Origin of the sequence: Streptomyces sp. NBC_00212, assembly GCF_045206365.1 — a bacterium.
Taxonomy (GTDB): domain Bacteria; phylum Actinomycetota; class Actinomycetes; order Streptomycetales; family Streptomycetaceae; genus Streptomyces.
Genome location: NZ_CP108115.1, coordinates 1,921,294 through 1,942,648, shown reverse-complemented (window position 1 = coordinate 1,942,648; position 21,355 = coordinate 1,921,294). Strand labels below are relative to the sequence as shown.

The window sequence follows — 21,355 nt, the reverse complement described above, 5'->3', positions numbered from 1 at the left end:
AGCGTCATGGCCCAGCGCCCTGTCCGCCACTCAACGCCGCGCCGCATGCCCTGTCAATGGCTCCGCGACGCCGGCATGGCGGACACCGCAGTTTCCGGCGCTGTGACGGACCGGGCGGACGCCTTCGCTTGATTTCCCGTCCTATGGTGCAGGTGGACGGGCGGTAGCAGACTTGAGTAGTGAACCCGGAGTCACCGTCGAGGGCGTAGGGGTTGAGGATGATCCAGGCTGCGGATATCCGTGAGTGGCGCACTCAGGGCGTCGTCGACCCGGACGGGCACAGGATCGGCTCGTTGGAGGCGGTCTATGTGGACACCCGTACCGATGAGCCGGCGATGGCCACGGTGCAGGTCGGTCTGCCCACGCGGCACCGCCTGGTCTTCGTCCCCCTGGACGACGCGATCGTCGGGCCGGGCTATGTGAAGGTCGCCTACGGAAAGGCGCTGGTGAAGAAGTGCCCGGCGATCGGCACGGACGACGTGCTGCCCGCCGAGGACGAAGAGGCGGTCTTCGCGCACTACGGCCTGACCTACCAACCCGGTGCCGGCGGTGAGCGGCAGCTCGCCCGCCGATAGAACGCCTGGCACCGGCCGAGGAGGCATCCGCGTCATGGTCTTCTTCCTGCTCCTGGTCATCGCGGCGATCGTGCTCGGCGTCATCGGCGTGCTCGCGCACGGACTGCTGTATCTGCTGTTCATCGCGATCGTGCTGTTCGCCGGCGCGCTCGTCCATCTCGCCGCTCGCCGGCGGAGCTCCGGCCGACGCCGGGTGCGCTGACCATACGTCCGGCCCCCGACCCTTTCCCGATCTCGATCCGGGCCGGTCCATCGGCAGCTCGATGAGGTCTGAACAGATGCCGAGCCGGCATCGGCAGGTGTCCGCACCATGGGGCAGGGCTACGCTGTTGGGCGATGCCCCAGTCCCCGGCAGCGATGATCTGGTCCACGTCCGGGAGGCCCGCCGTGATCGTGGTGGGACCGCGGTGACGATTCCGGTTTCCGTGGCCACCAGGACCGCGAGCATCACAGGTGACCGCGCCAGGGGGTGCACCGTGCACGAGGCGATCGCGATCCACGAGGAACAGCATTCCGCCGTGCCCCTCGCCGCGGCGGGGGACGCCGCGCTGACTGCGGAAGTCCTCGAACTGCGCGTCCAATGTGCCCAGCTGCGCCGGGCACTGGACAGCCGCGCCGCGATCGACCAGGCGCGCGGCATGGTGATGGTTCTCGCGCCGTGTTCGTGTGGCAAGGCATGGGACGTCCTGGTCGACGTGTCGCAGCACTCCAACGTCAAGCTCCGTGACGTGGCGACCGCCCTGGTCGCCACCGCGGAGGGCGAGCCGCTTCCCACCGCGCTGCGCCGCGCACTGCGTCTTGCACTGCGCCGCTGCCGGCCGGCGGAGCGGGCGTGAGGCCGCTTGCGGTGCGACGCCGGGGGCTGTGTCTTCAACCCGCCGGCGCCCTTCGTCCCGGCATGCCTGTCGGACATTCGGACGGGTAGCCCGCCGCCCGGTCCTTAAACCCAGGACCTCCGCGCTCCGCCGCCGGTACGTTCCGGGGCCATGCTGCTGAAGGGACGTCCCAGACCCCGGCAGCAGCACGGCAGTTGGCCACGATGCCCCGCCGGAAGCGGACCGTCCGGCGCGTCCCTCGACGGAATCGACGGGGACCAGGTCCGGAACTCGGGCCGTCGGAACGGACGTTGATCCCTCCCCGCGCATGCACGCCCAGAGCGGGAGCGCCGCCATGCCAGTCCCCGTACGACGCGACGGCACCTGGTGGCGCGGATTCCACGGACCACTGCCACAACGCATCGAGCAGCTCACCGCATCCGGTCACGTCTTCGCGATCACCGAGATCGTGGTCCATCCGCACGAGATGGCGGGACGGCAAGAGGACGGGGCTGTCCGTGTTGTTCCGACATGAAGCCGGCGCAGAGGATTCGCGCTGCCGGCTACAGCCAATGCCGCCGCTTGAAGATGAAGTACAGGCTCACGCACACCGCTGCCATCAGCAGAATCGCGAACGGATACCCAACCGCCCACTTCAACTCCGGCATGTTGTCGAAGTTCATCCCGTAGATCGTTCCCACCAACGTGGGTGCAAACAGAATGGCCGCCCAAGACGAGATCTTCTTGATCTCCTCGTTCTGCTCGAAGCCCGCCTCCGCCAACGCCCGCATTTCCGCGTTCTGTTGCTGCGTCACCAGCGTCGCGTTGACCGTGAGGATGTCGGTCAGGGCCTGGCGGAAGCCGTCGACTCGTTCGCTGATGTGGGTCACGTGGTCGGCGACGTCGCGGAGGTAGCGCTGGAGTTCCTCGTCCGTGCCGTACTTCGCGAAGCCTGCCATCAGGGCGTGCAGCATGCCGACCAGGGGGCGGGTGGCGCGCTGGAACTCGACCATTTCCCGGGAGAGTTCGTAGATGCGGCGGGAGACCTCCGGGTCGCCGCGGAAGACCTCCGTCTCGATCTCGTCGATGTCGTTCTGCACCCCCGCCACGACCGGCGCGTACCCGTCCACGACCGCGTCCAGGATGGCGTACAGGACCGCTTCCGGGCCCAGCGCCAGCAGGTCGGGGTCCTCCTCCATGCGGCGGCGGACCGCGGAGAGGTCGGGGGCCGCGCCGTGGCGGACCGTGATGACGAAGTCCCGGCCCACGAAGACGTGGAGCTCGCCGAAGTCCACCTCCTCGGGGGCGTCCAGGTAGCGGGCCGCGCGCAGCACCACGAAGAGGGTCTCCCCGTAGCGTTCCAGCTTCGGGCGCTGGTGGGCCTCCAGGGCGTCCTCCACGGCCAGCTCGTGCAGGTCGAACTCGCCGGCCAGCGAAAGGAGTTCGGACTCCGACGGGCGTTGCAGGCCGATCCACGCCATGCCCTCGGGGGTCTCCCGCAGTTGGCGGAACGTCTCGGCCAGGGAGCCCGGCGAGGCGATGTGCCGGCCGTCGCGGTACAGGGCGGACTGGACGATGCTGCCGGCCCGTCCGTTCCCCGCCGGTACGTCGCCGGGGGCGGACTTCCCGTCGTCGGCCGTGGGAGGTGCGGGCTCGGCGACGGCCGGGGCGCCGGCGGGGGGCTGCCTGCGCCAGGAGTGCTTCTTCGGCGGCCGCGCGGGGCGGGCCCGTCGCTCGGGCACGATCTCACCTCCCGCTCTGCAACCGGCCCGGCGGGCGGTCGAAACGTTCGCCTGCATGCCCTCGGAATGGCCCGGGACATCTCTGAATGCCACTGGTGAATGCCTCTGGGCAGGATATACGGCTCAAATGGCACCGGCCCGGTGGTCCGGAGGGGGCCGGTGCCCTCCGGGGGCAATGCGGACAGGATCTGTCCTCTTGGGTGAGTACCGTGCTCGGCATGGCTTCCAAGACCGGCACCAGCGCGCGGCACGACCACCCCGTCCTCTCGCGCCGCGCCCTCAACCGCGCCACCCTCGACCGCCAGCTGTTGCTGCGGCGCAGCGACGCCTTCTCCGCCAAGGGCGCCGTCGCTCACCTCCTCGGGCTCCAGGCGCAGAACGTGAAGCCGCCGTACTTCGCCCTCTGGTCGCGGCTCGCCGGATTCCGGCCGCAGGCGCTCTCGGAGCTCATGGAGGCCCGCGAGGTGGTGCGGATCGTCACCCTGCGGTCCACCATCCACACGCACACCGCCGACGACGCGCTCACGCTGCGCCCGCTCGTGCAAGCCGCCCGGGACCGGGAGCTGAACACCTTCCGCAAGGGGCTCGCCGGGGTCGATCTGGAGCGCCTCGGCGGGATCGTCCGCACGCTGGTCGAGGAGCGGCCGCACACCATGAAGGAGCTGCGCGAGGAACTCCTGACGGCGTGGCCGGACGCGGACCCCCTGGCGCTGTCCCTCGCCGCCCGCTGTGTGGTCCCGCTGGTCCAGGTCACCCCGCGCGGGGTGTGGGGCCGCAGCGGGCCGGTCGCGCTCACCAGCGTCGAGCACTGGCTCGGCCGCTCGCCCCGGCCCGTGCCCGCCGCCGACGAGACGGTGCTGCGCTACCTCGGCGCGTTCGGGCCCGCCTCGGTCAAGGACATGCAGACCTGGTCCGGGCTCACCCGGCTCGGCGCCGCCTTCGAGCGGCTGCGGCCCCGGCTCGCGGTGTTCCGGGACGAGAACGGCGTCGAACTCTTCGACCTGCCGGACGCCGTCCGGCCGGACGAGGACACCCCGGCGCCGCCGCGTTTCCTGCCCGAGTTCGACAACCTGCTGCTCTCGCACGCCGACCGCGGCCGGGTCGTTCCGCCCGAGTACAAGGGCCGCAGCTGGACCGGCAACCAGGCCCACTGCACCCTGCTCGTCGACGGCTTCCTCGCCGGGATCTGGCGGATCGAGGAGCGGAAGGGCACCCCCACTCTCCTCACGGTTCAGCTGTTCGGCGCGCTCGGCACCGCCCAGCGCGCCGCGGTGGCCGAGGAGGGTGCGCGGCTGCTCGCCGACATGGCCTCGGCCACCTCTTACGACGTACGGTTCGGTGAGTTCGTGAGCCGGAGATGAGAAGAGCTAGCGGCTCAGTGCGTGGTCCCGGCGGGCGCAGGCGGCCGCGCTCTGGCCGTGCCGCCTGCGCGGGGCGGGCGGGGCGAGCAGTGGGTCGACCGTCACCAAGGTCACGCCGAGCGGCGCCGACAGCGCCCGCAGGGCGGGTTCGGCTAGCCGGATCCAGCTCTGGTCGCCGCCCAGCACGGCGTTGAGCCGGTCCGGGCTGGTGAATCCGACGGCGGTGCGTGCGCCGAACTCGTCGCGCAGGAAGCGCAGTTGGTGTCCTCCGGCAGAGCCGAGCCGAACCGGCACGTACAGCGGCCCTGCCGGGCGGCGTTCTTCGGGGTCGGCGTCCTCGATGGTGAGGCTGTCCATGGTGTCCTCCGGTGCGGAAGTGTGGATGCCGTACGCGTCATGCGCCCGTACGCCCGAAGTTATGCCCCCGGCACCGGCCCGTTCTCGCGCCATGACGCGGCATTGACCCCGACGCCCCGGATTTTGACGCCCTCCTGGCGCAGGTCGGCGCGGGAGGGTCGGCCGACCGGGTGGCGGCGGCCCCGTACGAGAACTTCATCCCACCGGGTGGCGGCGGACCTCGCTCGGGCGGCCGCGGGCTCACACGAGCCCTCGGTGGGCCGAGGGCCCAGCCGGCCCGAGCGCGTCAGTCGGCCCGCCCCGTCGCCGCGACCGTCACGCCGAGCCCGATCATCGCGAAGCCGCCCGCGCCGCCGATCAGCGAGAGGCGCCGTTCGGAGCGGGCGAACCAGCCGCGCGCCGCCGCCGCGCCCAGGCCCCACAGGGTGTCCGTGATCAGGCCGATGGTGATGGGGATCAGGCCGAGCAGCAGCATCTGGGAGGGCAGGTGCCCGGCCGTGTGGTCCACGAATTGCGGAAGCACCGCCGCGAAGAACACGATGCCCTTCGGGTTGGTGACGCCCACCAGGACGCCGTCCGCGACGGTCCGCAGATCGCCGTGGGCCGGCCGGACCGCGGCCACGGTCTCGCCGATGGCCGCCACCCCGAGCCGCATGTCCTTGCGGTGCCGGTACGCCTGCACCCCGAGCAGCACGAGATATGCGGCGCCCGCCAGCTTCACCGCCATGAACACCGACGCCGAACGCTCCACCAGCGCGCCGATGCCGAGCGCCACCGCGACCACCAGCACGTACGAGCCCAGCACGTTGCCCAGAACCGTCGCGAGCGCGGTGCGGCGGCCGTGCGCGAGGGCGCGACCGATCACGAACAGCACACTCGGTCCCGGGATCACGATCACCAGGAGGGACATCGCGGCGAAGGCGAGGAAGCGATCGGTGGACACCATGTTTGTCATTCAACCTCACCTGTGTGGCGCGCGCCCAGGGCATGGACATCCCATACGTGACCTACGCCCATACCGTCGGGCCGAGCGGCCCCGCTGCCCGCCGCCCGCACGGGAGAGGCCGCCAACCGCCTGGATACAGTCCCCGCATGGAACTGCGGCAGCTCAGCTACTTCGTCACCGTCGCCGAGGAACTGCACTTCGGGCGGGCCGCCGAGCGGCTGCACATCGTCCAGTCGGCAGTCAGTCAGCAAGTGCGGCGCCTTGAAAGGGAGTTGGGGGCCGACCTCTTCGACCGCTCGCCCCGGCACGTGCGGCTCACCGGGGCGGGGGAGCGGCTGCTGCCCGAGGCGCGCGAGGTCCTGGCCGCCGCCGAGCGGGCCCGGGCCGCCGTCCGCGAGCGCGCCACCCTGCGGCTCGGCACCAGCGCCGGGCTCGGCGAACACCTCGACCGGGTGCTCGGCGCGTTCGCCGAGATCGCCCCGGGCACGGCCGTCGAGCTGGTCTCCGCGCCCACCCGCGACCGCCTGGCCCAGGTCGCCGACGGGCGGCTCGACGCCGCGTTCGTCCGCTCCCCGCAGCCCGCGCCGGGCCTGCGCATCCTGCCCCTGTGGGAAGACCCGCTGGTCGTGGCCCTCCCCGCGGCGCATCCGCTCGCGAACCAGGACGAGATAGCGCTCTCGGACCTGGCCGCGCTTCCCCTGTGCATCACCGCCCGGCGCAACAACCCCGCGCTCGTCGACCTCGTCGTGGGCGCCTGCCACACCGCGGGCTTCGAGCCGGTACCGGGACCGGTCGGCGGCTCGCTCCAGGACACCCTGGCCACCATCGGACTCGGCCAGTTGTGGACCGTGGTGTACGCGGCCCATGCCCGCGTGCTGCACAGCCCCCGGGTCGCCTTCCGCCCGGTACGCGCCCCCGGCCTCGCACTGCCCACTGGTCTGGCAGTGGGTGCCGACCACATACCGGCCACCGTCGAGCTGCTCCTGAAGGCGTGCTCAACCTCCATGAAGACCTCCATGACGTCCTCGACCACAAGCCCGTGACCAGTAACGATCACGAAAGCTGATCGCTGCGGTCGCGGTCTGCTTCTTGGTCGGGCCCGGCGGATCCGATGGACTGGCGGCACGCCGGTGAGCGACCCGGAAAGGCCGGGAAGCCGCCGCCTGCCAAGGAGTTGGCCATGCCCATCGTCACCATTCAGCAGGTCCCCGCGACGTCGAGCTCAAGCGCGAACTGGTCAAGCGCGTCACCGACGCCTTCGTCGACGCGTACAAGATCCCGGCCGAGACCGTCCAGGTGTGGATCCACGAGGTCCCCACGGACAGCTGGGGCGCGGCGGGCACGCTGACCGCCGACAAGTAGCCACGCACACACCCCCGGTTCACCGCCGCCGGGCCGGGCCGTCCGTACGGGGGTCGGACGGCCGCAGGCCCGCCGCCCGCCGGGCACCCTCCCGGCGCGGCGGGCCGCCGTCCCCGTAACGACGCCGGCCGTACGCCGCGAGGGCCGTCAGCGGTACGGAGACGACGGCCGCCACGCCGAACAGGCCCTGGAATCGGCCCAGTTGGGCTGATTCGGCGGCCAGTCCCGTGCCCAGGGCGCTGCCCAGGTAGAGGGCGACGCCGAAGAAGGCGACCCCGGTCGCGCGGGCGGTCGGCACGAGCAGGGTCGCCCACGCCTGCACCGTCGAGTGCAGGAACGCCCAGCCGCCGCCGAGCAGCAGCGCGCTCAGCCCGAGCGTCACCAGGGACGGGTGCAGCGCGGCGACGGCGTACGCCAGGGTCAGCTGGGCGCCGCCCGCCACGATCAGCGCGACCGGACCGAGCCGGCCCGCGAGCCGCCGCACCACCTGGGCCCCGCCCATCGCCGCCACCCCGTACAGCGCCGCCACCGCGCCCGCGGTCGCCGGGCCCGCGCCGAGCGACTCCAGGGCGGGCGGCAGATAGGTGAAGCAGCCGAGCAGCACGCCTCCTTCGAGGAGGGCCACCCCCGTCACGTACCACTGCCAGCGAGAGCGCAGGACGGTGCGCAGCGCGCCGCCCGCGCGAGGCGCGAGCTCCGGTTCGGGCAGGCGGCGCAGGGTGAGCGCCAGATACCCGGCGAGCAGTCCGGGCAGCGCGAACACCAGGCGCCAGCTCACCCAGTGGGCCAGCGCCCCGGCGACGACGGTGGCAAGGGCGGTGCCGAGCGCGAACGCCGTCATCAGCGTGCCGAGCGCCCGCTGCCGTCCGTCGGGCGCGACCGTGTCACCCACGTACGTCAGCGAGCCCGCGATGGCGGCCGCGAAGCACGCCCCCGTGAATCCCCGCGCCGCGACGAGGAACCCGGCCCCCGGCGCCGCCGCGGACGCGAGTGCTCCGAGGGCGGACGCCGCGAGCGACAGGCGCATCACCCGCACTCTGCCGAACCGGTCGCTCGCCAACCCCCAGGCGGGCTGCGCGAGCCCGTATCCGAGGGTGTACGCGCTCGCGGCGAGCGCGGCCGTGCCGAGCGGCACACCGAACGCGGAGCCGATGGGCACCAGCATCGGCGCGATGGAGAAACGGTCGAAGTTGCTGACGAACCCGGCGGCGCAGAGCAGCCCCCCACGGGGCGGTGAAGTGGTCATGCCCCCAGCTCAGCAGGGGTGCCAACGGCTGTGTGGGCTCAACCGATTACCATCACTCACACCGTGACGCACTCACCGGACCCCCGCGCGGAACTCGGCGCGTTCCTGCGCTCGCGCCGCGAGCGCCTGACCCCGGACGCCCTCGGACTGCCCGCCGCGCCCCGCCGCCGCACCCCCGGCCTGCGCCGCGCCGAGGTCGCCGAATCCGCCGGAATCAGCGCCTCCTGGTACGCGTGGCTGGAGCAGGGGCGGGTGCGCACCTCCGAGCAGGTGCTGCGGTCCCTCGCGCGGGCGCTTCGTCTGGACGCGGCCGAGACCGCGCACGTCCTGTCGTTCGTCGAGGACGCGCCGCCGCCGAGCGCCGCCCCGGCCAGCTGGGTCTCGCCGAACCTGCGCTCCCTGGTCGACGCGATGCTTCCGCACCCCGCGATGGTCATCGACCCGCACTGGGACCTGCTCGCGTGGAACGCCTCGTACGCGGCCCTCCTGACCGATCTCGCCCGGCTGCTGCCCAAGCGGCGCAACATGCTGTGGCTGGTGTTCCGCTGGCCGCCGTGCCGGACGCTGCTCGCCGACTGGGAGGCCGAAGCCCGGTCGCTGCTCGGCCAGTTCAGGGCGCGGGCCGCCCACCATCCCGACGACCCCCGGTACGCCGAGATCATCGAGGCGATCCGCGCGGACCCCTGCGCCGCGCGCTGGCTCGACGAGCGGGAGACCGCCGCCTTCCGCCCGGCCGTCAAGCATTTCCGGCACCCGGCGGCGGGCGAGCTGCGCCTTCGCTCGGTCAAGCTCGCCGCGGTCGACGAACCCGGCCACCACTTCCTCGCCTACCTGCCGGACGGCCCCGACTCCGAGGCGGCCCTGCGCCGGCTGCGCTGAAGGGCCGGCCTCGATCGGCGGTTCCAGCAGGTCAATTCGGGGTTTCGGCCGCTGCGGGCGTCGGTAGGTACCAGACTCCCCACTTGACAGCTGTTGCTGATGTTGCGGATACAGGAGAGAAGAGCGATGCGGATTCCGATGACGGTCTCGGACTTCCTCGACCGGGCAGAGCTGGGGTTCTCCTCCAGTACCGGCGTCGTCGACGAGCCGGACCAGCCGGGCCCACCCGTGCGGGACCTCACCTATGGGCGGGTCGCCGAGCGGGTGCGCGCCTGGCAGGCGGGGCTCGACGCGCTCGGCGTCGGCGAGGGCGAGCGCGTGGCGGTGGTCAGCCACAACTCGGCGCGCATGCTGGAGCTGTTGTTCGCGGTGCCGATGAGCGGCCGGATCTGCGTGCCGGTCAACTTCCGGCTCAAGCCGGAGGAGATCGAGTACGTGGTGCGGCAGAGCGGGGCCTCGGTGCTGCTCATCGACCCGGAGGTGGACGACGCGCTGTCCGCCGTCAAGGCCCGCCACCGGTTCGTGCTCGGCGAGCAGACCGAGAACGAGGTGATGCGGTTCGGCGTGGCGCCGCGCCCGTGGTCCCACCCGGACGAGGATGCGACGGCCACGATCAACTACACGTCCGGAACCACCGCCCGCCCCAAGGGAGTTCAGCTCACCCACCGCAACATCTGGGTCAACGGCCTGACGTTCGGACTGCACACCCGGGCCTGGGAGGGTGACGTCTACATGCACACCCTGCCGATGTTCCACTGCAACGGCTGGGGCATGCCATACGTGATGGCCGGACTCGGCGTCAAACAGGTCGTGCTGCGCAAGGTGGACGGCGCCGAGATCCTGCGGCGGGTGGAGGAGCACGGGGTCACTCTGATGTGCGGGGCGCCCGCGGTGTGGAACATGGTCCTGGACGCGGCGGCGACGTGGCAGGGCGAGATCCCGGGCCGCGACCGCGTGCGGGTCGTCTGCGCGGGGGCGCCCCCGCCGACCCGCATGATCCAGCGGATGGACGAGGAACTGGGCTGGGAGTTCACCCAGATCTACGGGCTCACCGAGACCTCCCCGCTGCTCACCATGAACCGGACCGGGCCCGCCGAGGTGGAACTGCCGTCCGCCGAGCGGGCGCGCAATCTGTCCCGGGCCGGCGTGCCCGCGCTCGGCGTCCGGCTGAAGGTGTCCGAATCCGGCGAGGTGCTCGCCCGCTCCAACGTGGTGCTCGACGGCTACTGGGAGAAGCCCGAGGAGACCGCGGCAGCGCTGGAGGACGGCTGGTTCCACACCGGTGACGGCGGCACGATCGACGAGAGCGACGGCTCCCTGACGATCTCGGACCGCAAGAAGGACGTCATCATCACGGGCGGTGAGAACGTGTCCTCGATCGAGGTGGAGGACGCCATCTTCAGTCACCCGGCGGTCGCCGAGGTCGCCGTCATCGGTGTGCCGCACGACAAGTGGGGCGAGACGATCAAGGCGCTGGTCGTCCTGGCGGAAGGCGCGTCGGTGACGGAGGCCGACATCATCGCGTACTGCAAGGAGCGCCTCGCCCGCTACAAGGCGCCGACCTCGGTCGAGTTCCGCGAGGCCATCCCGCGGACGGCCACCGGCAAGATCCAGAAGTTCAAGCTCCGTGAGCCGTACTGGTCCGGTCTCGACCGCAGCATCAACTGACGTCTGCCGTACGGGAGTTGGCGTGCGCGTGCGAACCCGGCCGCTCCGTGTGCCTCGGAGCGGCCGGGTTCGGCGTGGAGGCCGGCGATGAGGGGTGGGCCTGCCGGTCACCCGCGCCAGGTACTGCTCGCGGAGTCGAGGCGCTGGTGGGTGAGGGTGGTGGTGAAGTGCGGGGTGTTGTTCTGGTGGAACGTGAAGGTGGTGCGGGGACGGCCTTGCGCGTCCGGGGGGAGCTGCCGGGTGTCGATCCAGCAGGGCGTGTGGAGTTCGAGGTAGCGGTGGAACAGGCAGTCCATGGCCAGGGGAATGACGGGCTCGGGGTGGTGCAGATGGTGGGCCGCCTGGCGGGCCGCCTCCAGGAGCAGCATGCCCGGCACATGGTCGACCGGGTGGTCGAAGAGCACGGGATGCCGGGGGTCGAGCCGGAGCTGATGGCGGTGCGGGGTGTGGCTGGGTGACAGAACCACGTCGCAGGCATGGGTGCGGGCCACACGTGTGGGCGGTACGGAGAGGGCGAGTTGGGGCGCCGGCCACATATGGGCGTCGGCGTACCGGGCGCGCAGGCGGCGGTAGACGGTCGGCGTCTGGATGGTGAAGCGGGTGTGGGCGGTGGCCAGCGGGATGCCGCCGCGGAAGGCCTGGATGAGCAGCGTCAGGGCGGTGGTGCGCCGACCGCGGCGCATCACCTCCAGGCAGGTGACATGCAGGTCGACAGTGGGCGGAAGTAACGCGGCGTCCAGGGCGGCGGGGTGCAGCTTGAAGCGGTAGTGCTCCCACAACAGGTGGTGCCCGAACGGCACTTCATAGGCGGCGTGCGAGAGCAGGGGGAAGATCTGCCGGATCGTCTCGCTCAGGATCAGCGGGTCGTGCAGGCCGTGGCGCACCTCGTAGAAGGGGTGGCCCTCTGGCCAGCGGGCGGTCACGGTGAAGTCGTCGGGCGCGGTGCGGTGCCAACCGGTCAGCAGCACCTCGTCCGGATTCGTCTTGTGGACCAGCTCTTTGGGGACCGCGGAGACAGGGGGTGCGGGGCATGCGGGCAGTGGCGGCATGGGTACTCCTCACAGCCGGCCGGCCGGCGCGGGCGCCGACGACGGGCTCAGGGGTGGGGGGTGCTTGGGGTGAAGGGATGCGCCGTACTGGAGTGGCCGAACCTGAGTAACTGACGTGCTACGACTGCGAGTTGAGGCAGGAGATGGGGCAACCGCTGCCACACCGGGCACAGGGTCTGACGGGGCGCACCGGGTCGGCAGGTGACCGGCTCGGCGCGGTGAGCGCGCGCTGGATTCCCGACGTCATGCGGCCCCCCGGGCACAAGTCGAAACGGTCGATGCGTCCGCGAGATCGGTGGACCGTCGTACCGATGGCCGATAATATAAAAGGCGTTCTCTATTCTTGTCGAACCCAATTCGGGAGCGAAGCGATGGCGGAAATCAGACAGGAGCGAGCGGTGCGGACCCGCGAGGTGCTCCTGCGAGCCGCGGCGGAGGAGTTCGACGAGAAGGGCTACGCGGCGGCGCTGATCAACCACATCCTCGCGCGGGCCGGGCTCACGGCCGGGGCGATGTACTTCCACTTCAAGTCGAAGGAGGACCTCGCCGTCGCGGTGATGAACGCGCAGAAGCACACGATAGAGCCACGCCTCAGCTCGCGTGGACTACAGCGACTTGTCGACATCACCCTGGTCTGGGCGCACCGGCTGCGCGTCGACCCGCTGCTGCGCGCAGGCGTCCGACTCGCCGTTGAGCAGGGCAGTTTCGGCATGCACGACGCGTCCACGTTCCTGGAGTGGCGCGAGATCATGGTCAAGTGCCTGGCCGACGCCGAGAGCGACAAGGAACTCATGCCGGGAGTGGTGCTTGAGGACGTCGCCGAGTTCGTGGTCGGCGCGTGTACGGGAATCCAGCTGTACGCGAACCTGGTGAACGGCCGCGAGGACCTCGTCGAGCGCACCGTACGGATGTGGGAACTGCTGCTCCCCGGCATGGCCGTGCCCAGTGCCGCGCGCCGTATCAGCCTGGACGCGGAGCGGGGTCAGGTCTCGTGAGTGAACGGAACTTGTGGCCGGATGACGTCCAGGAACCCCTGGGCGCCGACAGTGAGTTGGACGCCGATGGCACCTTCGGCGAGACGCGGCGCATGCGTGTCGTGATCACCGGGGCGGCCGGCACCGTGGGCGGCGAGGTGGCCCGTCTCCTGGCGCCGAACCATGACGTACGTTCGCTGACCCGGGACCCGGCACGGGCCGCCCGGCAGGGGGTGGCCGGACACATCGTGGGCGCGGACCTCGGCGATCGCGCCACGCTGCGTCACGCGATGGAGGGGGCGGACGCCCTCCTGCTCGTCACGTTCGACCCGCTGAGCCCCACGCACGATGCGAACGCGCTGGCCGCCGCCCGGGCGGGCGGAGTTCGGCATGTGGTGAAGCTGTCCGCGGCCGCGGTATGCGACCCGCTGGCCCAGGACCGGATCACCTGCTGGCAGCGCGAATCGGAGGAGCGGGTCAGGGCCTCGGGCCTGACCTGGACGCTGCTGCGGCCGCGGGCGTTCATGTCCAACGCCCTCGGCTGGGCCGCCGGGGTGCGCAAGGAGGGAGTGGTGCGGGCGCTGTACGGAACCTCGCGCAACTCCTGCGTCGACCCGCAGGACGTGGCACGGGCCGCCGCCCGGTCCCTGGTCGGCCGCGGCCAGGCGGGCCGGATCCACGCGCTGACCGGACAGCAGGCCCTGAGCGTGCGCGAGCAGGCGGACCAGCTGGGCGAGTCACTCCAACAGCCGGTCCGCTACGAGGAGTTGACGCCGGATCAGGCATTGCGGGGATGGCGGGACCGGCTGGGGGAGCCTCTGGCCCGCGCCCTGCTGGCCAGCGCCGAACGGCAGGCGGCGGGCGCGAAGGAGCAGGTCACCGATGGCGTCCGGGAAGCCACCGGCCGCCCCCCGGGCACCTTCAGGGCCTGGGCATCCCGCCACGCGGCGGCGTTCCGCTGAGCTGCCGCGCGCCAGCCGCACGAGAAGCGGCCGACCACGTGTGGCGACACCACACCCCGGGGCGCCCACGGAATGCCAGGCGCCCGCACCCACACATACGTACCGGCCGGGAAACCGGCACCGGGAGGGAAGAAGCACCATGACCGAAGCGCACGGCATGCTCGCGGGCAGGACCGTTCTGATCACGGGGGCCTCCAGCGGCATCGGGGAGGCCGCGGCGCGGCTGTTCGCGGCGGAAGGGGCCGCGGTGGTCCTGATGGCACGCCGCGCGGACCGGCTGGACGCGCTCGCTCACGACATCGTCGAGGCGGGCGGCAAGGCCGAGACCGCCCCCGGTGACGTGGTCAGCGAAGAGGACGTGACCAAGGCGGTCAAGGCCGCGGTGGGCCGGTTCGGCCGATTGGACGGGGCGTTCAACAACGCGGGCTGGGCCACGGCGGGCACTCCGCTGCACGAGACGGACACCGCGATCTTCGACCGGACCATGGACGTGAACGTGCGCGGGGTGTGGAACTGCCTGCGCCACCAGATCCCCGCCATGCTCGACGCGGGGGGCGGCTCCATCGTGAACACCTCCAGCGTGGCGGGCCTCCAGGCCACCGGGGCATCGGCCGCGTATGTGGCCGCCAAACACGCCGTGTTGGGGCTGACCCGGGCGGCCGCCGCCGACTACGGACGGCAGGGGATCCGGGTCAACGCACTGGTGGTGGGCAGCACCCGCAGCGAGCTGATGGAGGAGGTGCTGGCCGGGACCCCGGAACTGGAGGAGAGCTTCGTGGCCCGCTCGGTCCAACGCCGGATGGCCGACCCGGTGGAGATCGCGCAGGCCGCCGCCTGGCTGTGCAGCGACCGCGCCACGTTCGTCACCGGCGCGGCCATGCCGGTGGACGGCGGATGGACCGCGGCGTAACCGCCTCCGGCGGCGGAATTCCCGGCTCTTCAACGGCATGTGATCGACCTCACGCCACTCCTCGTTGACCCTCACATAGATGTGAAGGTTCGAGCATTCACAGCATGTCAATCAGTGAGAAGCAGACCCCAGTTGACCCCCGTGATCCCCACGCCGGAATCAAGAACCAGAGCGACCGGAAACTGCCCATGCTCGCGCTCCTCGCGCTGGCCACGGCGGTCTTCATCACGAGCCTGACCGAAACGCTGCCCGCGGGTCTGCTGCCCGCGATGAGTGCGGACCTGCGTGTCAGCGAGTCGGCGACCGGCCAGACGATCACCATCTACGCCATCGGTACGGCCCTCACCGCAATCCCGCTGACCGCGGCGACGGCGGCCTGGCGGCGCAAGCGGCTGCTCCTGGCGTCGATGGCGGGGTTCGCCGTGGCCAACACGGTGACCGCCCTCTCGGGCACCTACTCGGTGACGATGGTGGCCCGGTTCGTCGCCGGGGTGGCCGCCGGTCTGGCCTGGGCGCTCCTCGCCGGATACGCCCGCCGCATGGCGCCGGCGCACCTCCAGGGCAAGGCGATCGCCATCGCGATGGCCGGTATCCCGGTCGCCCTCTCCCTGGGTGTCCCGGCCGGCACGTTCCTGGGCAAGGCCGTCAACTGGCAGGTCGCCTTCCTGGTCATGACCGGGCTCACGGTCCTCCTGCTCGGCTGGATCGGCGCGCTGGTCCCGGACTACCCGGGCCAGCGGCAGAGTGAGAAGACGCCGATGGCCGCGGCACTGAAGGTCCCCGGAGTCACCCCGGTCCTGTTCGTCACCCTGGTCTTCGTGCTGGCCCACACCATCCTCTACACGTTCATCTCGACCTTCCTCGACGAGCTGGGCATGGGCAGCTCCACCGACCTGGTGCTCCTGGTGTTCGGCGCGGCCTCGCTGGTGAGCATCTGGGTGGTCGGCGCGCAGATCAACCGCCGGCTGCGTGCGCTGATGATCGCGAGCACCCTGCTGATCGCCGTCGGGGCCGCCGTCCTCGCCGTCCTCTCGGACAGCACCGCCATGGTGTACGTCGCCGTCACCCTGTGGGGGCTCGGCTGGGGCGGCGCCCCGACGCTGCTCCAGACCGCCGTCGGCGACGCGGGCGGTGAGTACGCGGACGCCGCGCAGGCCATGCTGGTGACGCTGTGGAACGTGGCGATGGCCGGCGGCGGCATCGTCGGCGGCATCCTCCTGAACCTGCTGGGCTCGACCTCGTTCCCCTGGAGCATCCTGGTCCTGCTCGCGCCGGTCCTCATCGTGGTCCTGGCCGCCCGCGCCCACGGATTCCCCGCCGAGCGCGGCAGTACCTCCTGAGGGACGGCGAGGGCGCGGGTCCGTTCGCCCGGGGGCTCGCGGGCGCGGTGCCGGGGCTCCCCGGGCCCGCCGGGTCACAGGCGGGCGGGCTGTCGCGCGCAGTGCTGGAGGCGGTGGTAGAGGTAGGCCGCGGACGACATCGTCATGTGGTGGTGCCAGCCGGGGTAGGAGCGCCCCTCGAAGTCGAGGAGCCCGAAGTCGTCCTCAAGGCGCCGCACGGTGGTGTGGGTCAGCGAGGGCCCGCGCAGCAGCGAGAGCACCTCGTCCGTCCGGCGGTCGCCGAGGCTGGTGAGCCAGAACCGGGCCGGGCGCCGCCCCGCCGAGAACCGCTCGGCGATCAGCCGGTGGACGCGCCCGGTGCTGGGCGCGGCCGGGGAAGCGCCGGGCAGCCGGACCGGCGCGGAGAACACCTGGACGCGCCGCGTCCGGCCGCCCTGCTCCACGTCGATGACGGACGGGTGGCGCGCCCCGTCCTCCCGCATGAACTGCCGCGCGCTCACCGGCCGGTCCGGTCCGGGCGGGGCGCCGATTCCGGTGGCTGCATGCGGCGCGGGCAGCACGGGCTGGTCGGGACATATCTCAAGGACGAAGTCCCGCTCGCGCAGCTGGAGATGGGCCGCGAGGCGAGCGGCATCGAGGGCGCAGTGCCGGTCGATCACCAGCGGAGCCGGGCCGGACACCTTCAACGCGGCCAGCCGGTCGGTCAGCTCCAGGGCATGAGCCCATGCCGGCTTCGCCCGTACGGTGTCGGGGACCCGGGCCCGGCGTCTGCGCACCTCGTCGCCGCACCACGTCTCGTCCATCAGCAGGGACCACTCGACGGGGATGCTCTCCGAGCCGGAGGTGAGGAACAGCCCTATCCCCACTTGGCAGTTGACGGTCCGGCCGGCCTCGGGCACGAAGCGCCTGTGCACGCCGACCGAGTGCTCACCGCGCTTCTCCACCAGCATCGTGCCGACCGTCCAGCTGTGGCCGGGCAGCCGGGCGGCCGCCTTGCGGGCCAGCGACTCGCGCGCCGCGCTCCAGTCCCACGGGCTGGCGCTGATGAACTGCTGCAGCGCCTGCGCCGCCCCGCGAGGCAGACAGGCCTCCTTGGCCAGCCGCGAGACCGTCTTCTTGCCCGGGGCCGTGAGCAGCCCGCACAAGTAGGCGTCGGCCCACCGGCGTTGGTCGACGCGGGGCAGATGGCCGAACACGTCCTCCGTGAAACCCGTGAAGTCGGGCACGCGGTCGTCCGCGTACTGAGGCTGCGGCAGGACTGCTCGATGCGATAAGGCCACGGTGAATCCCTCTGAACGTCGGCGGCCGGTAGGACCTTAAAATATAGCGAACGCTATTTCTGTTTATGGTCGGACGGGGCGATCCCCACCGCGACTTCGGCAAGTCGGCGTTGCCGCCGGGCACGTCGGCCGGGGAAGGTGTCCGTCTTGTGCAGGCCGGTGCGGAGAAAGGTGTTCGAGGTTGATAGGCACCCGATGGCGCGCGGCGACGAGGAGGTGCCGGCCGGGCGGCCGACCCGGCTGCCCGCCCCCCTCTTGCTCCGCGGGTGCGCCCGCGGAGCACTGCTGTCCCGGGCACCGCACCGGGCGGCGGCCGTGGTGAAACAGCTGCGCGCGGCCCGCACCCGCGCCGCCGTGATCCGTGCGGCCGCAGTCGAAATGGACCGGGGCGGCTACGCCGGCACGTCACTGGTCCGCATCTGCACCGCGGCCGGGATCTCGCTGGGTGCCCTCACGTTCCACTTCCCGGCCAAGAACGCCCTGGCCGACGAACTCCAGGCTCGGGGGAGCGCGATGACCCGGGCCGCCGTGACCCAGGTCCTCGCGCTCCCCGCCTCGCCGCTGCGTCTGGCGCGGGCCGTGCTGTTGGCTGTCGCCCGGCTCTTGGAGGAGCAGGCCGAGGTCCGCGCCGCCGCCCGGCTGACCCGGGAGCGCCCGCGCGAGGCGGCCGACTGGACGGCCGCGTGGCTGCCCGAACTGCGCCGCCTCATCCAACAGGCGCGAAACGAGGGCCAGTTGAGCCACTCGGTGGATCCGGAGTCGGTGACGGTGCTCGCCGCCAGCCTCGTCACGGGCGTGGACGCCCAACTCCGCCTGCGCGCCCACGCCGGGCCGGACCCCGGCGCTGAAGCGCCCACGGATGCCATCGGCCGGCTCGCCGAGCTGTGGGACATCGTTCTGTACGGGGCCTCCGCCACCGGGCCGCCCCGCCCGGAGCGGAGCGAGCACGATTGAACGGCCCGAATCCGAACCCCAGTTGACGTAAAGGGGCAGGTGGGCGCCGTTTTCCGAAGAGAAGAGGGTGAGGGAAGCACAGTCCGCGGCGACTTATTGAAGTCCGTATGTGCGCCCTCGTGCGGCCCCGGCAAGATGGTGCCCGCGAAGTCACCCGGAACGGATCGCGGGCCCGGTCCACGATCCCCCCGGAACGCCTCGCCGGTGCCCCTCCAACGCACCCGACAAGCCGGGGCGCACCGTCCTGCCGAGCGCCTGACGGATGGCCATCCCCCGTCCGGCCGTCAGCCTCGGCCGGACGGTGCGCCCCACCGGGCGGCTCCCCCCGCCGGTCGCCCCCGCCGGTTCGACGAGCAGGACACCCATCGAGTCGATCTTCCTCACGCGCAAGCCTAGGCAGGTCAGGGCCGGTCGGGGCATGCTGGGAGCCACGGTTGAGGAAGTGAGGCGCGCTGCGATGGTGACTGACTCGTACGCCCACGGGGTGAGCGGTACCGCCCTGCTCGGCGACACGATCGGCGGCAACCTGGACCGCGCGGTCCAGGCGTACGGGGAGCGTGAGGCGCTCGTCGACGTCGCCTCCGGACGGCGCTGGACGTACGCCCAATTCGGCGCGGACGTCGAGCAGTTGGCCTGTGCGCTGCTCGCCACCGGGGTCGCCAAGGGGGACCGGGTCGGGATCTGGGCGGTGAACTGCCCCGAGTGGGTGCTGGTCCAGTACGCCACCGCGCGGATCGGCGCGGTCATGGTCAACATCAACCCGGCCTACCGCGTGCACGAGTTGGAGTACGTGCTGCGCCAGGCCGGGATCTCGGTGCTCTTCGCCTCGCTGTCCCACAAGTCGAGCGACTACCGGGCGATGGTCGAGCAAGTGCGCGGCAACTGCTCGGCGTTGCGGCGGACCGTGTTCATCGGCGACCCGGGGTGGGGCCGCCTCATGGCCGACGGGGTCGGGCGGCCGCGCGCGGAACTGGCGGCCCGCGAGGCTGGGCTGTCCTGCGACGACCCGGTCAACATCCAGTACACCTCCGGCACGACCGGCTTCCCGAAGGGGGCCACGCTCTCTCACCACAACGTCCTCAACAACGGTTATTTCGTCGGGGAGTTGCTCTCCTACACCGAGGCCGACCGGATCTGCGTCCCGGTGCCCTTCTACCACTGCTTCGGCATGGTCATGGGCAATCTGGCGGCCACCTCGCACGGCGCCTGCATGGTGATCCCGGCCGCGTCCTTCGACCCGGAGGCGACGCTGCGGGCCGTCGAGCAGGAGCGCTGCACCTCGCTGTACGGGGTGCCCACGATGTTCATCGCCGAGCTGAACCTGCCCGGCTTCGCCGCGTACGACCTCTCCTCGCTGCGCACCGGGATCATGGCGGGCTCGCCGTGCCCCGCGGAGGTCATGAAGCGGGTGGTCGCCGAGATGCACATGGCCGAGGTGTCCATCTGCTACGGCATGACCGAGACCTCCCCGGTGTCCACGCAGACCCGTACCGACGACGACCTGGAGCGGCGCACCGGCACCGTCGGCCGGGTCATGCCGCACGTCGAGGTGAAGGTCGTCGACCCGGCCAGCGGCGTCACCGTCCCGCGCGGAGAGCCGGGCGAGCTGCGCACCCGCGGCTACAGCGTGATGCTCGGCTACTGGGACGAGCCGGAGCGGACCGCCGAGACCATCGACGCCGGGCGCTGGATGCACACCGGCGATCTCGCGGTGATGCGCGAGGACGGCTACGTCGAGATCGTCGGCCGCATCAAGGACGTGATCATCCGGGGCGGCGAGAACGTGTACCCGCGCGAGATCGAGGAGTTCCTGTACCGGCATCCCAAGATCGCCGACGTGCAGGTGGTCGGGGTGCCCGACGCGAAGTACGGCGAGGAGATCCTGGCCTGCGTCATCCCGCGCGACCCGGCGGACCAGCCCACCCTGGACGAGGTCACCGCGTACTGCCGTGAGCAACTGGCCCACTACAAGATCCCCCGCCACCTGCGGATTCTCGACGCGTTCCCGATGACGGTGAGCGGCAAGGTCCGCAAGGTGGAGCTGCGGGAGGGCTACGGCGCCTGATCAGGCACCCGTCGTGACGAGCTCCTGAGCCGCGTCGTTCACCGGCTGCGGCGTGCCCGTCAGGTCCAGGACGAACAGCGGGACGCGCAGCTGGTCGGCGCGCGCCCTGGCGTCCTGCGCGTACCCGGCGAGCGAGAAGTGGACGCTGCGCGCGGACGTGGCCATCCCGTGCAGCCACAGGCACTCGACGGCCTTCAGCGAGGCGGGCCGCGTCGACGGGTCGACCTGGGCCACCAGGCCCCGGCCGCGCAGGTCGATGCCGGAGGCCGGGGGCGGCTCGGCCTGCAGTATGTCGCTGAAGCCGAGCCAGGTCAGATAGAGCCCGGCCGCGGTCACCGCGTCCCTCGCGGTACGGATCGTGAGTGGCCTGAACGCCGTGCGGGCCCGTGCCGCCGACGGCTGTGGGACCTGCGCGGGCGCCGGCGGCGCCGTCACGGGCCGCACCGGCACCCTGAGGACACAGCCGCAGGAGCAGCCGAGCTCGGGCTGCGGCCACTGGCTCTGTCGGCCGCACGCCCGGCACCGGACCGTGACCCAGGTGTCCGTCCAGGTGCGGTGCGTGATAGGCGAGGGCGCGGCGCCCCGCTGGATGGGCGGCGCGAGCGGGGCCCCGCAGACGCAGGGGTAGGCCGGCGGCACATAGACGTGATCGCGCCGACAGGTCGGGCAGCGCACCGGTACGCCTTCACCGTTCATCCGCCCCCACCTCCATGACGACGCGACCCGTACGGGTTCCGCTCCACGCCGGACTCGGCCCCCCGGCGCGGCCTGCCCGGGGGCTCCGCGGTCCATGGTCCATCAACCGCGACCGCGGTGTGGCCGATTCGCGCATCCCGGTCCTCCCTTGACGCGCTGGCGAACCCGTCCTAC

22 protein-coding genes are annotated in these 21,355 nt (G+C 71.8%); 15 read left to right on the top strand and 7 right to left on the bottom strand.

Annotated features, from left to right (window positions below; all coding sequences use genetic code 11):
- Nucleotides 1–218 precede the first annotated feature (218 nt).
- The 4 genes from OHA17_RS08985 to OHA17_RS08970 all read left to right on the top strand — a co-directional run bounded on the left by OHA17_RS08985 (nucleotide 219) and on the right by OHA17_RS08970 (nucleotide 1,925).
- Nucleotides 219–575, top strand: coding sequence for a PRC-barrel domain-containing protein (locus OHA17_RS08985; protein WP_406505633.1), 357 nt, complete (start codon nucleotides 219–221; stop codon nucleotides 573–575).
- Between the two features lie 34 nt (nucleotides 576–609).
- Nucleotides 610–777 carry a hypothetical protein gene (locus OHA17_RS08980; protein WP_406505631.1) on the top strand — a complete coding sequence of 56 codons (168 nt, stop codon included), beginning with the start codon at nucleotides 610–612 and terminating at the stop codon, nucleotides 775–777.
- Between the two features lie 274 nt (nucleotides 778–1,051).
- On the top strand, nucleotides 1,052–1,411 hold the full coding sequence (locus OHA17_RS08975) for an ANTAR domain-containing protein (RefSeq protein ID WP_406505629.1): 360 nt from the start codon (nucleotides 1,052–1,054) through the stop codon (nucleotides 1,409–1,411).
- Nucleotides 1,412–1,745: 334 nt separating this feature from the next.
- Nucleotides 1,746–1,925, top strand: a complete 180-nt coding sequence (locus OHA17_RS08970) for a hypothetical protein (RefSeq protein WP_406505627.1) — start codon at nucleotides 1,746–1,748, stop codon at nucleotides 1,923–1,925.
- 28 nt (nucleotides 1,926–1,953) lie between these two features.
- Here the strand turns inward: OHA17_RS08970 and OHA17_RS08965 are convergent, their stop codons facing one another.
- Nucleotides 1,954–3,132 carry a magnesium and cobalt transport protein CorA gene (locus OHA17_RS08965; RefSeq protein WP_406505625.1) on the bottom strand — a complete coding sequence of 393 codons (1,179 nt, stop codon included), beginning with the start codon at nucleotides 3,130–3,132 and terminating at the stop codon, nucleotides 1,954–1,956.
- Between the two features lie 218 nt (nucleotides 3,133–3,350).
- Here OHA17_RS08965 and OHA17_RS08960 point away from each other — a divergent pair, with 218 nt between their 5' ends.
- The gene (locus OHA17_RS08960) at nucleotides 3,351–4,493 is read left to right on the top strand and encodes a winged helix DNA-binding domain-containing protein (RefSeq protein WP_406505623.1); all 1,143 of its coding nucleotides are present in this window, start codon (nucleotides 3,351–3,353) and stop codon (nucleotides 4,491–4,493) included.
- 6 nt (nucleotides 4,494–4,499) lie between these two features.
- Here OHA17_RS08960 and OHA17_RS08955 read toward each other — a convergent pair whose 3' ends face one another.
- Together OHA17_RS08955 and OHA17_RS08950 are read right to left on the bottom strand one after the other, a co-directional pair.
- The gene (locus OHA17_RS08955; RefSeq protein ID WP_406505621.1) at nucleotides 4,500–4,943 is read right to left on the bottom strand and encodes an SAV_915 family protein; all 444 of its coding nucleotides are present in this window, start codon (nucleotides 4,941–4,943) and stop codon (nucleotides 4,500–4,502) included.
- 193 nt (nucleotides 4,944–5,136) lie between these two features.
- Nucleotides 5,137–5,796, bottom strand: coding sequence for a LysE family translocator (locus OHA17_RS08950; protein ID WP_053725817.1), 660 nt, complete (start codon nucleotides 5,794–5,796; stop codon nucleotides 5,137–5,139).
- Between the two features lie 146 nt (nucleotides 5,797–5,942).
- On the opposite strand from OHA17_RS08950, the gene OHA17_RS08945 reads away from it, so the two are divergent.
- Both OHA17_RS08945 and OHA17_RS08940 read left to right on the top strand, forming a co-directional pair.
- Nucleotides 5,943–6,839, top strand: coding sequence for a LysR substrate-binding domain-containing protein (locus OHA17_RS08945; RefSeq protein ID WP_406505619.1), 897 nt, complete (start codon nucleotides 5,943–5,945; stop codon nucleotides 6,837–6,839).
- A 190-nt stretch (nucleotides 6,840–7,029) separates the two neighbouring features.
- Nucleotides 7,030–7,158 (top strand): tautomerase family protein, encoded by a 129-nt coding sequence (locus OHA17_RS08940; RefSeq protein ID WP_406510668.1) that lies wholly within the window; start codon nucleotides 7,030–7,032, stop codon nucleotides 7,156–7,158.
- Between the two features lie 19 nt (nucleotides 7,159–7,177).
- Here OHA17_RS08940 and OHA17_RS08935 read toward each other — a convergent pair whose 3' ends face one another.
- On the bottom strand, nucleotides 7,178–8,404 hold the full coding sequence (locus OHA17_RS08935; RefSeq protein WP_406505617.1) for an MFS transporter: 1,227 nt from the start codon (nucleotides 8,402–8,404) through the stop codon (nucleotides 7,178–7,180).
- Between the two features lie 63 nt (nucleotides 8,405–8,467).
- Between OHA17_RS08935 and OHA17_RS08930 the strand changes: the two genes are divergently transcribed.
- Complete coding sequence (locus OHA17_RS08930) at nucleotides 8,468–9,283, top strand: helix-turn-helix domain-containing protein (protein WP_406505615.1); 816 nt, start codon at nucleotides 8,468–8,470, stop codon at nucleotides 9,281–9,283.
- 126 nt (nucleotides 9,284–9,409) lie between these two features.
- Complete coding sequence (locus tag OHA17_RS08925) at nucleotides 9,410–10,951, top strand: AMP-binding protein (RefSeq protein WP_406505613.1); 1,542 nt, start codon at nucleotides 9,410–9,412, stop codon at nucleotides 10,949–10,951.
- A gap of 107 nt (nucleotides 10,952–11,058) precedes the next feature.
- On the opposite strand, the gene OHA17_RS08920 is transcribed toward OHA17_RS08925, so the two are convergent.
- The gene (locus tag OHA17_RS08920; protein ID WP_406505611.1) at nucleotides 11,059–12,000 is read right to left on the bottom strand and encodes a ScbA/BarX family gamma-butyrolactone biosynthesis protein; all 942 of its coding nucleotides are present in this window, start codon (nucleotides 11,998–12,000) and stop codon (nucleotides 11,059–11,061) included.
- A 371-nt stretch (nucleotides 12,001–12,371) separates the two neighbouring features.
- Here OHA17_RS08920 and OHA17_RS08915 point away from each other — a divergent pair, with 371 nt between their 5' ends.
- The 4 genes from OHA17_RS08915 to OHA17_RS08900 all read left to right on the top strand — a co-directional run bounded on the left by OHA17_RS08915 (nucleotide 12,372) and on the right by OHA17_RS08900 (nucleotide 16,186).
- The gene (locus OHA17_RS08915; RefSeq protein ID WP_406505609.1) at nucleotides 12,372–12,995 is read left to right on the top strand and encodes a ScbR family autoregulator-binding transcription factor; all 624 of its coding nucleotides are present in this window, start codon (nucleotides 12,372–12,374) and stop codon (nucleotides 12,993–12,995) included.
- On the top strand, nucleotides 12,992–13,936 hold the full coding sequence (locus OHA17_RS08910; RefSeq protein ID WP_406505607.1) for an NAD(P)H-binding protein: 945 nt from the start codon (nucleotides 12,992–12,994) through the stop codon (nucleotides 13,934–13,936). Before OHA17_RS08915 ends, OHA17_RS08910 begins: the two co-directional genes overlap by 4 nt.
- Before the next feature lie 139 nt (nucleotides 13,937–14,075).
- Complete coding sequence (locus OHA17_RS08905; protein ID WP_406505605.1) at nucleotides 14,076–14,846, top strand: SDR family NAD(P)-dependent oxidoreductase; 771 nt, start codon at nucleotides 14,076–14,078, stop codon at nucleotides 14,844–14,846.
- A 104-nt stretch (nucleotides 14,847–14,950) separates the two neighbouring features.
- Entirely contained in the window at nucleotides 14,951–16,186 is a 1,236-nt protein-coding gene (locus OHA17_RS08900; protein WP_406505603.1) for an MFS transporter, read from the top strand.
- Nucleotides 16,187–16,260: 74 nt separating this feature from the next.
- Here the strand turns inward: OHA17_RS08900 and OHA17_RS08895 are convergent, their stop codons facing one another.
- Nucleotides 16,261–17,466 (bottom strand): IS701 family transposase, encoded by a 1,206-nt coding sequence (locus OHA17_RS08895; protein WP_406505601.1) that lies wholly within the window; start codon nucleotides 17,464–17,466, stop codon nucleotides 16,261–16,263.
- 171 nt (nucleotides 17,467–17,637) lie between these two features.
- Here OHA17_RS08895 and OHA17_RS08890 point away from each other — a divergent pair, with 171 nt between their 5' ends.
- Entirely contained in the window at nucleotides 17,638–18,420 is a 783-nt protein-coding gene (locus OHA17_RS08890; RefSeq protein ID WP_406505599.1) for a TetR family transcriptional regulator, read from the top strand.
- Between the two features lie 457 nt (nucleotides 18,421–18,877).
- Nucleotides 18,878–20,485 (top strand): AMP-binding protein, encoded by a 1,608-nt coding sequence (locus OHA17_RS08885; RefSeq protein WP_406505597.1) that lies wholly within the window; start codon nucleotides 18,878–18,880, stop codon nucleotides 20,483–20,485.
- On the opposite strand, the gene OHA17_RS08880 is transcribed toward OHA17_RS08885, so the two are convergent.
- Nucleotides 20,486–21,181, bottom strand: a complete 696-nt coding sequence (locus OHA17_RS08880; protein WP_406505595.1) for a hypothetical protein — start codon at nucleotides 21,179–21,181, stop codon at nucleotides 20,486–20,488.
- Nucleotides 21,182–21,355 lie beyond the last annotated feature (174 nt).

Coding starts and splice junctions, on each gene's coding strand:
- OHA17_RS08985 (WP_406505633.1), top strand. CDS start 219: ATGATCCAGGCTGCGGATATCCGTGAGTGGCGCACTCAGGGCGTCGTC.
- OHA17_RS08980 (WP_406505631.1), top strand. CDS start 610: ATGGTCTTCTTCCTGCTCCTGGTCATCGCGGCGATCGTGCTCGGCGTC.
- OHA17_RS08970 (WP_406505627.1), top strand. CDS start 1,746: ATGCCAGTCCCCGTACGACGCGACGGCACCTGGTGGCGCGGATTCCAC.
- OHA17_RS08960 (WP_406505623.1), top strand. CDS start 3,351: ATGGCTTCCAAGACCGGCACCAGCGCGCGGCACGACCACCCCGTCCTC.
- OHA17_RS08955 (WP_406505621.1), bottom strand. CDS start 4,943: ATGGCGCGAGAACGGGCCGGTGCCGGGGGCATAACTTCGGGCGTACGG.
- OHA17_RS08950 (WP_053725817.1), bottom strand. CDS start 5,796: ATGGTGTCCACCGATCGCTTCCTCGCCTTCGCCGCGATGTCCCTCCTG.
- OHA17_RS08945 (WP_406505619.1), top strand. CDS start 5,943: ATGGAACTGCGGCAGCTCAGCTACTTCGTCACCGTCGCCGAGGAACTG.
- OHA17_RS08935 (WP_406505617.1), bottom strand. CDS start 8,404: ATGACCACTTCACCGCCCCGTGGGGGGCTGCTCTGCGCCGCCGGGTTC.
- OHA17_RS08925 (WP_406505613.1), top strand. CDS start 9,410: ATGCGGATTCCGATGACGGTCTCGGACTTCCTCGACCGGGCAGAGCTG.
- OHA17_RS08920 (WP_406505611.1), bottom strand. CDS start 12,000: ATGCCGCCACTGCCCGCATGCCCCGCACCCCCTGTCTCCGCGGTCCCC.
- OHA17_RS08915 (WP_406505609.1), top strand. CDS start 12,372: ATGGCGGAAATCAGACAGGAGCGAGCGGTGCGGACCCGCGAGGTGCTC.
- OHA17_RS08905 (WP_406505605.1), top strand. CDS start 14,076: ATGACCGAAGCGCACGGCATGCTCGCGGGCAGGACCGTTCTGATCACG.
- OHA17_RS08900 (WP_406505603.1), top strand. CDS start 14,951: ATGTCAATCAGTGAGAAGCAGACCCCAGTTGACCCCCGTGATCCCCAC.
- OHA17_RS08885 (WP_406505597.1), top strand. CDS start 18,878: ATGGTGACTGACTCGTACGCCCACGGGGTGAGCGGTACCGCCCTGCTC.
- OHA17_RS08880 (WP_406505595.1), bottom strand. CDS start 21,181: ATGAACGGTGAAGGCGTACCGGTGCGCTGCCCGACCTGTCGGCGCGAT.